A 12,883-nucleotide genomic window follows, 5' to 3' on the forward strand; every position below is an offset into this window, starting at 1 on the left:
GGAAATTCGGGCTAATGATTAACATTAATTACTTCGTTTCAACGGCATGTCCACCAAATTCATTCCGAAGTGCAGCCACTACTTTACCAGTGAAGGTATCTGTCTCAAGTGAACGGTAGCGCATTAATAACGCCATCGCGATCACTGGAGTTGCAGCTTGCAGATCAAATGCGGTTTCGAGCGTCCATCTGCCTTCTCCGGAGGAGTGCATAATCCCTTTGATCTCATCCAATTTAGCATCTTTCGAGAACGCACGTTCAACCAGTTCCATCAGCCAAGAACGGATGACAGAACCATGATTCCACACCCGGGCGACTTCCTCAAAGTTATAATCAAACTCACTCTTTTCCAGCACCTCAAAGCCTTCACCGATGGCAGCCATCATGCCGTATTCGATACCGTTATGAACCATTTTTAGAAAATGGCCACTACCAGCTTTGCCGGCATATAAAAAGCCGCTTTCCACAGCCGTATCACGGAAGATGGGCTCCACAACCTCCCAAGCTTCAGGATCTCCACCAACCATGTAACAAGCGCCGTTACGCGCTCCTTCCATCCCTCCGGACGTACCTGCGTCCATGAAGCTGATTCCATGTTCCTTCAATTGCTCATATCGGCGAATCGATTCCTTATAGTGCGAATTCCCAGCTTCAATGACGATATCTCCTTTTGATAACAAAGGTGTGATCTCAGCAATGACAGAGTCCACAACCTGATGTGGAACCATAATCCAAATGATTCTAGGCGTTTCCAATTGTTGTACCAACTCAGGGAGCGTTACTGCTCCACTGGCACCTTTAGCTTTCATTTCCTCTACAGCAGGTGCATTCAAATCAAATGCAACAACCTCATGTCCATGATCCAGCAAATTCTGGCCCAAATTGAAGCCCATTTTTCCTAATCCAACTAATCCTACTTTCATGTAATTCCCCTCCGATATATAGACTCTTATGATGTAATTTCTCCAAAATTGGTAAAAAAAACAGGCAGGGGCTTACGCCCCTGGCCGTATAGATTCCTCTGTTGCTGCAACTTCTGCCTGAGCAGAGAGAACTTCTGTCTCCTGATCTGCCTCATCGAACCACCAGCGATCCTCACCCAATAGCTCCATAGCCGCATCTGGACCATATGAACCTGAAGCATAAGTGTGAAGTGGCATAAGCCCCTCTTCCATCGCTTCCTGAATAGGTGTAACCCACTGCCAAGACAGTTCTACTTCTCTCCAGTGTGCGAAGAAGGTAGCATCTCCACGAAGTGCATCGAAGATTAGATTCTCGTAGGCTTCCGGAACATCTGAAGTACCCGCTTCATAAGTAGCGCGGACAGGCTCAAGCTTTCCTTTTTGCAGCTGATCTTTCGTGTTAAGTTGTAGCGTTATGGCTTCATTCGGTCCAATCTCGATAATCAGTAAATTGGGTACGTCATTTCCTTTGTTCAAGTTATTACTATCATTAAACGGTTCTTTAAACTCAATAACAATACGTGTGGATTTCTCCTTCATTCTCTTCCCAGTACGAACATAGAAAGGTACATCATTCCAGAGCGGATCATCTATAAATAAACGCGCTGCGATAAACGTCTCATTTTGCGAGGATTGGTTAATGCCTGGCTCATTCAAATAACCTGCAACAGGGTTCCCTTTGATTTCACCTTCTGTATATTGTCCACGGACAACATGTTTATTAACCTCATCTTTGCTAATTGGAATAAGATGCTCCATGACGTATATTTTCTTCCCACGGATTTCTTCAGGTGTACTGCCTTTAGGAAGCTGCATTGCCATCATCATCATCAACTGCAGCATATGGTTCTGGAACATATCACGAAGTGCGCCAGCTTTATCATAATAGCCTGCCCGCTCTTCAACGCCGACAGTCTCACTCGCCGTAATTTGAACATTCGCGATATATCTATTTTTCCACAGCGCTCTTAGCACTGGATTAGAATACTTCAGAACTTCTAAATTTTGCACCATCGGTTTACCTAGGAAGTGGTCAATCCGGAAGATTTCTTCTTCAGTAAATACGGCATTCAAGCTATCATTCAGCTCTCTTGCTGATTTCAAATCTGTGCCAAAAGGCTTCTCAATAATCAGACGCTTCCAGCCTTTCGTGGAACCCAGACCGCTTGAGTGAATATTAGCTGCGATTTCCTTGAAGAACTCAGGACCCACAGACAAATAGAACATCCGATTCTCCGGAATATTGAACAACTGCTCGCGACGTTTAACATGCTCCAGCAGCTTGGAGTAATCTTCGGTATTCCCTACGTCTAGTACGCTATATTCAAAAGCCTCCAAGAACACCTGCAATTGCGGTGAGTCAACGGCTGGTTGTCTAGAAAAAGTCTGTAAGGATTGCAGTACTTGCTTACGGAAGGCTTCGTTCGAAACTTCTCTTCTCCCTAATCCAATCACAGAAAGAGGACCTGAAATTTGACCATCTAAAAAGAGGTTATATAGTGCAGGATAGATTTTACGTTTTGCCAAATCTCCTGTAGCGCCGAATAGCACAAATGTTGATGATTCCACTTTCATTCCTCCTGTTGTTATACATTATTTATATACTTACTTTTAATTACTAACATACTCAGTAGAATCAATCATACGACTGATATTTTCATACGTCAACCTCATTTCGACATTTACGAAAAGTTATTATTTTCACAAAGCTATGAATTGGTAATTATGATTAATGTCACAAAGAAAATAGTATTGGATCATTCGCATTAAATTACTCGGATATTCACGTTGATTAAAGAAAAATCTCAATCCCAGTACGGCTTTAGCCAAATCCCATCCACACCCTCCGATTAGAAAATCATCACAACAGCCACTTTGTAACAAGAATAAAATTTCCAGTCGTCACCTTTACTCGTGCTCGCTCGTATCTTCAAACTAACTTCAAGTAATTGATCATTTTGAAATGGACTACGTCCATAAAATATTACAAATCGATCTTGCTTTTAATCTCAACTTAGATTTTTAAGCATAAAAAAGGTCATCTTCGAGGAAGATTATCAGAGTACGCTTCGGAGAGATGATAAGAGCTATACAGTCCGATTTCTCTCAAAAATGCGCCAACTAAACAAATAGCTGCAATGCAGTCCTTTACGTCAACTCGCGCTGATCTCCTTGGTTGAAACGGACTCAGAAGTCCTTAATTCTTTGCTTGCTACCACTTCATGTAGGACGGTTACCTCCTTGTTCACCCTGCCTCTTGTTTAAGGCCAGTATTTTAAGTGTTATAATTAAAGAACGCATGAATTTCCATTCAGTTTACGAAAGGAAGGAGATTTTTTCATGAATATGAAGCAATGGGATCGAATTCGGACGGGACAGGGATTTATAGCTGCCTTGGACCAAAGTGGTGGAAGTACACCTAAAGCGCTGCTGCAATATGGCATTAAAGAGGACAGCTACTCCAATGAAGATCAAATGTATGCAATGGTTCACGAGATGCGAACGCGCATTATCAAAAGCCCTGCATTTGATTCGAAGAATATACTGGGTGCAATCTTATTTGAGAACACAATGGACCGTCTCATCGACGGAAAATATACTGCTGATTATCTGTGGGAGGAAAAAGGCATTGTCCCATTTCTGAAAATCGATAAAGGACTTGCCGAGCCAGAAAACGGGGTACAGCTCATGAAGCCAATTCCCGGCTTAAGTGATCTTCTGAAGCGGGCCAACGAACGGAATATCTTTGGAACGAAAATGCGCTCGGTGATTAAAGAAGCCAATCCTTCCGGCATCAAAAAAGTGGTTGAACAGCAGTTTGAAGTCGGCAAGCAAATTTTAGAAGCGGGACTGGTTCCGATTATCGAGCCTGAGGTTGATATCCATTCTGCTGATAAAACAGCGTCGGAAAAGCTGTTAAAAGAAGAACTTTCAGTTCAATTGTCTAAGCTGGGCCAAGACGTAAAGGTCATGCTTAAGCTCTCCATACCCACGGAGAATAACTTCTACCGCGAGTTAATGGACGATCCTCACGTTTTAAGAATTGTCGCTTTGTCCGGCGGTTACACTCAAGCTGAGGCCAACGATAAGCTCGCCCATAATCAAGGATTAATCGCCAGCTTCTCACGTGCTTTATCGCAAGGATTAAGTTCCGGGCAGTCAGACGAAGAGTTTAACGCACTCCTCTCCAAATCTGTCGAAGCGATTTATGCTGCCTCTATTCAATAAGTAGCTCTTCCCCTCGTGAAGACGTAAGACATAAAAAGGGCTGTTTCCCTGACAGGTAATTACCTGCCGGGAAACAGCCTTTTTTTTAATTTGGATTAACTTTTTTTAAGGGTATTGCTCGCAAACAGTTAGTTGCCACTTCTGCTTAAGTCACAGGAAAATAAGTCGAAACTACTAGTATTAAAGCGATGAAAGCTGGAAGGCCTTGCATAAACAAAATAGATTTTTTCACCGTCAGTGCACCATAAATCGCCGCCACTATAACAGTGCAGAGGAAAAAGATTACAACTTGGTGGCCGAAATTCACATTCGGATGAACCAGTCCCCAAATTAAACCAGCTGCTAAAAATCCATTATACAACCCTTGATTCGCTGCTAGAGTTTTAGAAGCATCCGCAACTTCCTGCGTCATTCCAAAAACTCGAAGCCCTTTGGGCTTTGACCAAGCGAACATTTCCAGATAGACAATATAAATATGTATTAACGCAACGAGACCTACCATGATATTACCTGCTATGATCATTTAATTAACTCCCCTTAATTTAATTTGTGTGCAATTTAATTGTATCACATATTAAATAAAAGTTGTACATTCCATCATCATTTTCATATTAAAGCCACTCAAATCCCCTTCTTAGTAATCAACAAAAGAATGCGGAAATCAAGCTACTGATTTATGAAGTTTTAAAGTCCTATTCGTCTGGTCAACTAATAGAATCTTAACTATAATTAAATGTACGAGACGAAGAACGTCCCGATTCATTCCTTTTTGAATGGATCGGGACGTTCTTTTGTTGATTAAGGGGGAATGATTAAAGATGAACTTCGAAACGGCGCATGCTTCATTTATTCAATACCATTTACAAAAAAGATCAGGGGAACGCAAAGGTCGCTTGGAACGTGGACATCGGGAAGCGGAGAAGCAATTTTGCCGCAACGTTTGGTGGTCTCTTCGATTGAATTTTGACGATCTACATCCAGAATTCGAAGTGCTCGATTGGCGGGGTCAATCCTATTTCTGTGACTTTGCATACATCACTCGGTATGTGAGCTAGTCATCGAAATCAAAGGTTTTGGTCCACATGTTCGAGATATGGATAGAAATAAATACTGTAATGAATTGAACAGAGAAACCTTCTTATCTGCAATGGGATTTCAAGTTATTTCATTTGCATACGACGACGTCGCTAGTCGTCCCGAGATTTGCATGACACTGTTGCGAATGCTGCTTAGCCGATATCAGTCAGAATCTTCTCCAGTTAGTCTGGAGAGTGTGGCGGAACGGGAAATCATCCGACTTGCCTATACGCTTGCTCGCCCATTACGCCCAATTGATGTAGAGATTCATTTAAATATCAATCATCGATCAGCCGTTCGAATGCTGCATTCCCTCTGCACCAAAGGGGTGCTCTCACCTGTAACCGGACCAGAAGGCAAATATGTAGTAAAGTATGAACTCCAGCCCAACGCGATGAACCGCTTGTAGAAATCCTGCAATTTTACATCTTTTAAGTCCTTTATTCATCCACGGAGGAGTTTTCCTGCATAAATACAGTTTTTCACTAATTTTATAGATAACCAAGGTTAATTTAGAGTCATATTCCTGTATATTTGCAGCAATATCCTTAACCAACACCTAATTAACTGATAAAAACTGCACTTTTGCAGTTTTTAAGTCGAGTTCAGCTTTAAGATTTTGAATTCTGGATTCTGGCCTTCTGTTTATGTAATCTAACATGGCGACCTGTCTCCCGATAGAATTACTCAATTCATTTTATTGTATCGCTTTCATAACCCTTAAAGTTATAATGGAATAAAAAAATGTTTGTATTTTGTCATCTTGGAGGGCCTATGAAGCAGCTATTCGAACCCGTTGTTTTTGTAGAACATAAGCCCTTAGTTTGGGATTACAAAATATATACAGACGACTATTACAAAGGTTATTATCACTGGCATCAATGCTGTGAAATCATGTTCGTGCATGGCGGTCAGGGAAATGTTGTTGTCAATCAGCAGATGTACGATATCCGCAGGGGGATGTTATTCTTTTTCCAGCCCTATCAGCTGCACCGGATCTATTCTGAGGTCTCTCCCGCTTGTCCTTTTGAAAGATCCATCTTCTATATTGATCCACATGTTGCGGAGAACCTGCTAGTGGGCTTTTCGAAAAGAAAAGCTTTATTCACAACACTTTGGCGAGGGGAAAATACGCATTGCGCCATTAATCTTGAAGATCGTGTTGAGATTGTGGAGTGGACTCTGGAGCAATATGATCACAATAAAAAAAAGCAATCCAAGCGAAAATACCGAAGACATTTCGATGTTAATCCTTCAATTATTGAGCAGTATCAAGACTGGAGATCAGCAGATATTCCAATCAGGAGAACGGCGGACCTTGCGCTATTCTGAAAAAATCATGAGCTTACGGGTGACGAAGATGCCCTGCGTAGGGGGATTGAAGCGGCGAATTTCCTCGCTGCCCGCTATAATCCTGTAGGCAAATTCATCCGCGCATGGAATGAAGATAAATATGGCTGGGTAATTATCGACTGTATGTTGAATATCTCGCTACTGTTCTGGGCCAGCAAAGTAACTGGTGATCCACGGTATAAGCATATTCCTATTAGCCATGCAGAGACGACGATGCAATATGGTATTCGCGAGGATGGATCAACCAAACATATTCTATCTTTCGATGCGGAGACCGGGGCATATATTGAGAATTTTGGCGGTCAAGGTTATTCGGCTGAATCCTCATGGAGCCGTGGAACGGCTTGGGGGCTGTACGGCTTTATCAATACTTATCGCCACAGTGGAGATGAACGGTTCTTGAACACCGCTAAGCGGATTGCCCATTATTTCATCTCGGCTTTACCTGAGGATCAAGTTCCTTATTGGGATTTCCGTCTAGCGGATGACGAACGGATGTTCAAAGATAGCTCTGCGGCATCTATCGCCGCTTCAGGTTTGTTAGAGCTTGCAGCGATCGTACCTGTAGGCGAAAAAAGTCTCTACGCTAATGCAGTGGATCGAATTCTCCGCTCACTGACCGAAAATTACGCGACTTGGGAGCTGCCAGAGCATGAAGCGATTTTATTACATGGAACGGGCAGCGGCACTTCCTTTATCGATGTATCGCTAATCTATGGAGACTACTATTATATTGAAGCTGTCGCTAAATTGAATGGTTGGAAACATCGGATTTTCTAACAGATAAACGACTAATTTAAAATAACAAAAAAGAAGCCTCTCTTTTTTAAACGGAAGATCAATGCACCATTTAAAAAGAGAAGCTTCTTTATACGCCTTTAAGTTACTTCTCCATGAGTACAGCGGCCCCTTCCAGCAACATCAAGCCACTGAGTTGAATGCTCAGTTGAACCGGAAGCTCCGGTTTCAATTCCCACGATGGACTACAAAGACCCAACTGTTTATCCAGACCTTGTTCCCATAACTGCTGAGCATTGGCCATGATTACCTCACGAATCCTGCTAGCCTCAGGAACCTCTCCACAAAGTTGAACCAGATAACGAATCAGAATCCCTTTGAATAATCCAGTATCATCGATGCCTTCATCAGGCAACATCATATTCATCGGATCGCATAGACGATCAATACATGTATTAGCAGTTCGATTCGCATCTTCTAAGTAATGGACATCCCCCGTATTCTTATACAGCTCTAAGCCCGCACCTAGAAACACTCCCTGACAATAAGTAAATTCCCAATCGAAATCGATCTGGCCATCCCCGAGTCTGTTCATTCCATCCCACACAAAACCAGTCGCAGGATCCACTAAATATGTTTTGTTCCATTCATAGATACGGAGTGCCCACTCCAGATCCTCCTGCTTTTGAAAAAGTTCATATAACCTAGCTGCTAGAATGACGGCTGGTGCATTGGCAGGTGTGTTTTTATAATCGAGCTGATCCTTCTTCCAGGCCAAACCGCCTCCAAAATGTTCATTCCAAGCTGATTTTATATCCTCCCATAGATCTAGCACAGCGTCTAAGTAGGCTTCATATCCAGTTGCCCGATAAGCTCGTAGCAGCGCCAATGCCGTCCATTCCATATCGTCATAGTAATTATGCCTGAAAGTCCCACCGTTATAAGCTTGGAGATGTTCACTCAATTCCTTGATTCTCAGTGAATATACAGGATCTCCGCTACGCTCGTAGCCATCCACTAGAATATCAATGACATGAGCCTGCCACCAGTAATAAAAATTCTCACCTGCAACGTTATACTCTCTGGGATACCATTGATTCATGATCCCCGTCTCCGCATTATAATAATTACGTTCTAGACATTGTTGGAACCACTCCGACCTTCCCTGCCAGTTAAGCGCTTCCAGGGCTTCTTTAGCTTGTGTCATTAAAAGTTCACCTCAAATCTGATCCTTAGTTAATTCAGCCATCTTCTCCAATAACTTCATTGCACTAAGTTGGGAGCTGAGCTGAATTACACCAGTAGATGACAAAGTCCAATCTGTGCCAAACAAAGCTTCGTCCTCTGACTTTCCTTGCTCCCAGAGAGATTCAGCATTCCTACGCAGAAAATCGACAGCTTCAACAGCTGCGACATCAGCTTTGACCCATTCTGCCGTATACCGAATCAGGATTCCTTTGAACAATCCAGCATCTCCATTTCCTTCGTCTGGAAGTACACCGCCTTTAGCCTCAGCAAGCTCATGAGCAGCAGCGGAAAAAGTTAATCGAGCATCCTCCAAATAGGATGGGTCCTTAGTGATACGATAGAGTTCTACAGCTACGCCAATATAGATACCTTGGTTATAGGAGTATCTCCAATCCTTATCGATCTGGCCATTGCCCGTGCGATTCATGCCATCCCATACAAAACCCGTCGTCGGGTCTACCAGATGCTCTTTTTGCCATCTATAAATTTTTAGCGCCCATTCTAGATTCTCAGCTTCACCGAAGGCTTGATACAAACGAGCCGCCAGTATAGCTGCCGGTGCATTGGCAGGTGTGTTTTTATAATCCAACTGTGACTTCTGCCAAGCGATCCCACCACCCATATGCTCGTTCCAGCCTGTCTGAATGTCTTCCCATAAAAGAAGGGCTGTATCTTTATAAACTTCCTCTCCTGTTGCTTGATAGGCACGGAGCCACGCGAGAGCCATCCATTCCATATCATCATACAACTCGTTGGGCCACACTCCCCCATTTCGTCGCAAAAGACCTTCATGAAGCGCGGAAAGCCGTTCGGCATACCATTCCTCTCTAGTTCGCTGTAATCCATCTACCAATACATCCACAGCATGAGCCATCCACCAATAATGAAAAATGGTATTACATTCACCGTTTGGACAAGGTGTTTCTATATTGTACATTTTGATCGCGTCATTCCAGAATAATGAATCCAGCGCAGCTTGTGCTTGATTCGCCCGTTCCTCCCAAATCCCGATCTCCAATTGGTTCATATAAACTCTCTCCCTGATTCGATTTTTATAGAATTAACCTTTTATGCCACTGAATGCAATCCCCTGCACAAAATAACGCTGAAGTGCCAGAAAGAGCACCAATATCGGCAGAATCGCAACAAGCGCACCAGCCATCATTGGACCATAATCCGTTTGGAAATTATAGGAGAAGGCTTGAAGTCCCATCTGGATCGTTGCTTTATCCGGGTCATTCAGTACAATCATGGGCCATAGGAAGCTGTTCCAGCCCGCTTGAAAAGTAAAGATGCTTAAAGTCGCCAGCGCTGGTTTGGTCAGCGGCAAATAAATGCGCCAAAATATCTTAAACTCTCCACAGCCTTCGATGCGGGCCATTTCCATCATGTCACTAGGTAGGGTAAGAAAGAATTGCCGCATAAAGAACACAGCAAAAGTTCCTGAAGCTCCCGGAAGAATAATCCCCCAGAAGGAGTTCATCAACCCGTTCCCACCACTGCCAAAAATATCGTTACCACCGAAAAATGGAATATGACGCATGACATAAACTGTAGGGATCATCGTCACTATACCCGGTATCATCATCGCCGCTAGCAGCACGCGGAATATTGGCTTATTGAGCTTAAAATTCAACTTAGCGAATGCGTAGCCACTGATCGAACCAAAAAACAGATTCGCCAGTACACCCGCTACAGCAAGCACAAGTGAATTCCAGAAAAAGAGGGCAAATGGAACCGTTGTAAACGCCTTACGATAATGCTCTAAGGTCAAATGTGAAGGAAACCACCGAATGGGCATGGCGAATATCTCTTCGTCAGGCTTCAAAGATGTAAGAACACTCCAATAGAAAGGTAAAAACATTACGATTGCAATAACAATGCACACTATATAATAAATAGATTTACTTAAGCTTCTTTTTAATAACGAACTTCCACTAATATCCATACCTCTATCCCCTTTCTGCATGACAAGCCCGGCTTATACAATGGACTCCTCCGCCTTTGTGATCCGCATGTTTATAAGTGAAAATATAAGAATCGCCACAGCAAGCACAAAAGCTTGTGCAGACGCATACCCCATTTGCAATTGATTAAAGCCCTGTTGATAGATCAGATAAACTGGAGTTTTCGTCATATTCGCTGGACCACCCTGCGTCAGCACAAAAGCTTGGTCAAACAACTGTAACGCACCAATGATTGCCATCGTGCTGACTAGAAAGGTCGTAGGACGTAGCTGCGGCCAAGTAATATACCGGAAACAATCCAGTTTATTGGCACCGTCCAGCCTTGCGGATTCATACAAATAGTCAGGCACACCTTGCAGACCTGCCAAGTAGATAATCATATTAGAACCTACCGACTGCCAGAGGGTAAGCATAATAATGGACAACATCGCCGTTCGGGTCTCGGATAACCAAGCTGGACCTGTAATCCCAACATAGGACAACAATCCGTTAACCAAACCAAATTCAGGATGCAAAAGCCAGATCCAAACGGTAGCAGCAGCAACGGCGGATGTAAGAGTTGGCAGATAATTCAGAGTGCGGAACAGCTTCACCCCACGCCAGCTTCGACAAAGTAGAATCGCGAGGAGCAGCGAAATCAGGATATTTAGCGGAACGAAAATGATCGAATAAAAAAATACATTTCGGAATGTTTTCCATAACAAACTATCTTCTATCAAACGGCGATAGTTATCAAAACCGATCCAATCATTTCTACTAAGTACATCGTAATTGGTAAAGCTTAAATACAACGCCATTACCACGGGGATGACCGTGAATACTGTAAACAACAATATCGTGGGTGTAATAAACAGATAAGCCGTCCGCGCCTGATGTTTCTCTAGCTTTCTGATGGAAGCCATTTCAGCTACCCCCTCCTAAGCAAAAGGGAGGCAAGACCTCCCCCTTACTTCAAATGTCTTACTTATTACTTCACGACCTCATTATCCTTAAGCATTTTGTCGCCTTCTTCTTGTGATTTCTTTAAGGTTTCGTCAATACTCAGCTTGTTCTGCTGGTTTAGCTGCAAATTGGGTGCCAACGCGTCGGTTTCCATCACGGAATAACCAGGGTGGTTTGGACGAACCTTAGCGAACTCCAGTGTTTCTAGAAACGGCTGCCACTTGGGATCATCTTTGAAGAATGGATCTTCCATAGACGGCTTATAGCCAGGCAGATTCAGACTGGTCTTGGCCCAGAGCAATGCGTTATTCTTGTTTGCTGTCCACCATTTAATGAACTCCCACGCCTCTTCCTTATGTTTGGAGCCTTCTGGAATCACCAGACCAAATCCGCCCATAACACTGCCTTTATCCCCGTTTGGTCCAGCTGGAGGGGGAACGATTCCATAATCTAGATCTTTACCATATTTGTTATAAGTGCTGAGCATCCACGGACCGGAATACAACATTGCAACCTTGCCTGTGACAAAAGCATCTTGCCCTTCCCCAAGTCCAAGCTCAAACCCTACTTTATACACCTTATCTTTGTTCATCAGGCGATCCCAGAACTCTAGCACCTGTTTGCCTTTATCATTATTAAAATTGGTCTTTCCATCCTCCGTAAGCATGGTACCGCCAGCCTGTTGAAGATACATATTAAAAAGCCCCAAATCCCCCATTGAAAAACCTGCAGTTTCCAATTTATTGCCGTTCCATTTGGTGAGCTTCGTAGCAGCCGTCTCTAGCTCATCCCATGTTGTTGGAGGCTGAAGTCCTGCATCTGCGAGCAGCTTCTTATTATAGAAAAGAGCACGAGCATCTACGGTAAGCGGCAGCCCATATAATTTGTCATCGTATGAAAGCTCACGAAGGGATTCGCTGTAGAAGTCATCTTTGGAAATACCGTCCCGTGTTAAGTATTCGTCAACCGGATGCAGGACGTTTTTTGGAGCATACAATGAAGTTCTCCAGCGATCCCAAAACAGCACATCAGGAGTGCCGCCATTGGTTGCGGAAGTCAGGAACTTTGTGATCATATCCTGCTGCAGCACATACTTTACATGAATCTTATCCTGCGATTTATTAAAGGCATCAACCATGGTCTCAAATTGCTTCTGCCCCTCACCGCCCCAATCCCCCCAGAAGGTAAGCTCCGTCTTTTTCCCATCACTGCTTCCAGGTTTACTTGCAGTTCCGGACTCTTTACCGGTAGACCCATTATTGCCACCACAGCCCGATGCAAGTGAAGCTGTCATAACCAAAGCAAGTGTGGTAACCAGCCATTTTTTCATGTTCTCTATCCCCTTTAGAGTCGATTAAAAAAACTTGTA

The 12,883-nt window shown here is 43.4% G+C and carries 12 protein-coding genes and 1 pseudogene; 5 read left to right on the forward strand and 8 right to left on the reverse strand.

Translation table 11 applies throughout. The features are described from left to right. Positions 1-28: 28 nt before the first annotated feature. Positions 29-922: a phosphogluconate dehydrogenase (NAD(+)-dependent, decarboxylating) gene (gene gnd / locus NST34_RS18420; RefSeq protein WP_042188983.1), complete on the reverse strand. Its 894-nt coding sequence runs from the start codon at positions 920-922 to the stop codon at positions 29-31. Between the two features lie 72 nt (positions 923-994). After that, positions 995-2,530 (reverse strand): glucose-6-phosphate dehydrogenase, encoded by a 1,536-nt coding sequence (zwf, locus tag NST34_RS18425; RefSeq protein WP_339796281.1) that lies wholly within the window; start codon positions 2,528-2,530, stop codon positions 995-997. Positions 2,531-3,301: 771 nt separating this feature from the next. Between zwf and NST34_RS18430 the strand changes: the two genes are divergently transcribed. Beyond that, a complete protein-coding gene (locus NST34_RS18430) occupies positions 3,302-4,189 on the forward strand; it encodes a fructose bisphosphate aldolase (RefSeq protein WP_076298815.1) in 888 nt (295 codons plus the stop codon). A 145-nt stretch (positions 4,190-4,334) separates the two neighbouring features. Here NST34_RS18430 and NST34_RS18435 read toward each other — a convergent pair whose 3' ends face one another. Further along, positions 4,335-4,712: a DUF1304 domain-containing protein gene (locus NST34_RS18435; protein ID WP_042188986.1), complete on the reverse strand. Its 378-nt coding sequence runs from the start codon at positions 4,710-4,712 to the stop codon at positions 4,335-4,337. Between the two features lie 295 nt (positions 4,713-5,007). On the opposite strand from NST34_RS18435, the gene NST34_RS18440 reads away from it, so the two are divergent. From NST34_RS18440 to NST34_RS18455, 4 genes and pseudogenes are all read left to right on the forward strand, one after another. Further along, positions 5,008-5,244 (forward strand): hypothetical protein, encoded by a 237-nt coding sequence (locus tag NST34_RS18440; protein WP_305953476.1) that lies wholly within the window; start codon positions 5,008-5,010, stop codon positions 5,242-5,244. Between the two features lie 38 nt (positions 5,245-5,282). Continuing rightward, the gene (locus tag NST34_RS18445; RefSeq protein ID WP_305953475.1) at positions 5,283-5,675 is read left to right on the forward strand and encodes a hypothetical protein; all 393 of its coding nucleotides are present in this window, start codon (positions 5,283-5,285) and stop codon (positions 5,673-5,675) included. Between the two features lie 365 nt (positions 5,676-6,040). After that, complete coding sequence (locus NST34_RS18450) at positions 6,041-6,598, forward strand: AraC family ligand binding domain-containing protein (RefSeq protein ID WP_076298814.1); 558 nt, start codon at positions 6,041-6,043, stop codon at positions 6,596-6,598. An 18-nt stretch (positions 6,599-6,616) separates the two neighbouring features. Then, positions 6,617-7,399, forward strand: a pseudogene (locus tag NST34_RS18455) (glycoside hydrolase family 88 protein); the annotation flags it as partial. A gap of 103 nt (positions 7,400-7,502) precedes the next feature. Here the strand turns inward: NST34_RS18455 and NST34_RS18460 are convergent. From NST34_RS18460 to NST34_RS18480, 5 genes are all read right to left on the reverse strand, one after another. Continuing rightward, positions 7,503-8,564 carry a glycoside hydrolase family 76 protein gene (locus tag NST34_RS18460; RefSeq protein WP_341128500.1) on the reverse strand — a complete coding sequence of 354 codons (1,062 nt, stop codon included), beginning with the start codon at positions 8,562-8,564 and terminating at the stop codon, positions 7,503-7,505. Between the two features lie 12 nt (positions 8,565-8,576). Next, positions 8,577-9,632, reverse strand: coding sequence for a glycoside hydrolase family 76 protein (locus NST34_RS18465; protein WP_341128501.1), 1,056 nt, complete (start codon positions 9,630-9,632; stop codon positions 8,577-8,579). 33 nt (positions 9,633-9,665) lie between these two features. Further along, the gene (locus NST34_RS18470; protein ID WP_341128502.1) at positions 9,666-10,553 is read right to left on the reverse strand and encodes a carbohydrate ABC transporter permease; all 888 of its coding nucleotides are present in this window, start codon (positions 10,551-10,553) and stop codon (positions 9,666-9,668) included. A gap of 33 nt (positions 10,554-10,586) precedes the next feature. Beyond that, on the reverse strand, positions 10,587-11,474 hold the full coding sequence (locus NST34_RS18475) for a carbohydrate ABC transporter permease (protein ID WP_076283453.1): 888 nt from the start codon (positions 11,472-11,474) through the stop codon (positions 10,587-10,589). Positions 11,475-11,539: 65 nt separating this feature from the next. Next, entirely contained in the window at positions 11,540-12,844 is a 1,305-nt protein-coding gene (locus tag NST34_RS18480; RefSeq protein ID WP_341128503.1) for an ABC transporter substrate-binding protein, read from the reverse strand. Positions 12,845-12,883: the final 39 nt, after the last annotated feature.

The sequence above is a fragment of the Paenibacillus sp. FSL H7-0714 genome (assembly GCF_038003765.1).
GTDB lineage: Bacteria > Bacillota > Bacilli > Paenibacillales > Paenibacillaceae > Paenibacillus_AQ.

Excerpts from the sequence above, each read along its gene's own strand:
- gnd (WP_042188983.1), bottom strand. The coding sequence starts at position 922 with ATGAAAGTAGGATTAGTTGGATTAGGAAAAATGGGCTTCAATTTGGGC.
- NST34_RS18430 (WP_076298815.1), top strand. The coding sequence starts at position 3,302 with ATGAATATGAAGCAATGGGATCGAATTCGGACGGGACAGGGATTTATA.
- NST34_RS18435 (WP_042188986.1), bottom strand. The coding sequence starts at position 4,712 with ATGATCATAGCAGGTAATATCATGGTAGGTCTCGTTGCGTTAATACAT.
- NST34_RS18440 (WP_305953476.1), top strand. The coding sequence starts at position 5,008 with ATGAACTTCGAAACGGCGCATGCTTCATTTATTCAATACCATTTACAA.
- NST34_RS18445 (WP_305953475.1), top strand. The coding sequence starts at position 5,283 with ATGGATAGAAATAAATACTGTAATGAATTGAACAGAGAAACCTTCTTA.
- NST34_RS18450 (WP_076298814.1), top strand. The coding sequence starts at position 6,041 with ATGAAGCAGCTATTCGAACCCGTTGTTTTTGTAGAACATAAGCCCTTA.
- NST34_RS18460 (WP_341128500.1), bottom strand. The coding sequence starts at position 8,564 with ATGACACAAGCTAAAGAAGCCCTGGAAGCGCTTAACTGGCAGGGAAGG.
- NST34_RS18465 (WP_341128501.1), bottom strand. The coding sequence starts at position 9,632 with ATGAACCAATTGGAGATCGGGATTTGGGAGGAACGGGCGAATCAAGCA.
- NST34_RS18470 (WP_341128502.1), bottom strand. The coding sequence starts at position 10,553 with ATGGATATTAGTGGAAGTTCGTTATTAAAAAGAAGCTTAAGTAAATCT.
- NST34_RS18475 (WP_076283453.1), bottom strand. The coding sequence starts at position 11,474 with ATGGCTTCCATCAGAAAGCTAGAGAAACATCAGGCGCGGACGGCTTAT.
- NST34_RS18480 (WP_341128503.1), bottom strand. The coding sequence starts at position 12,844 with ATGAAAAAATGGCTGGTTACCACACTTGCTTTGGTTATGACAGCTTCA.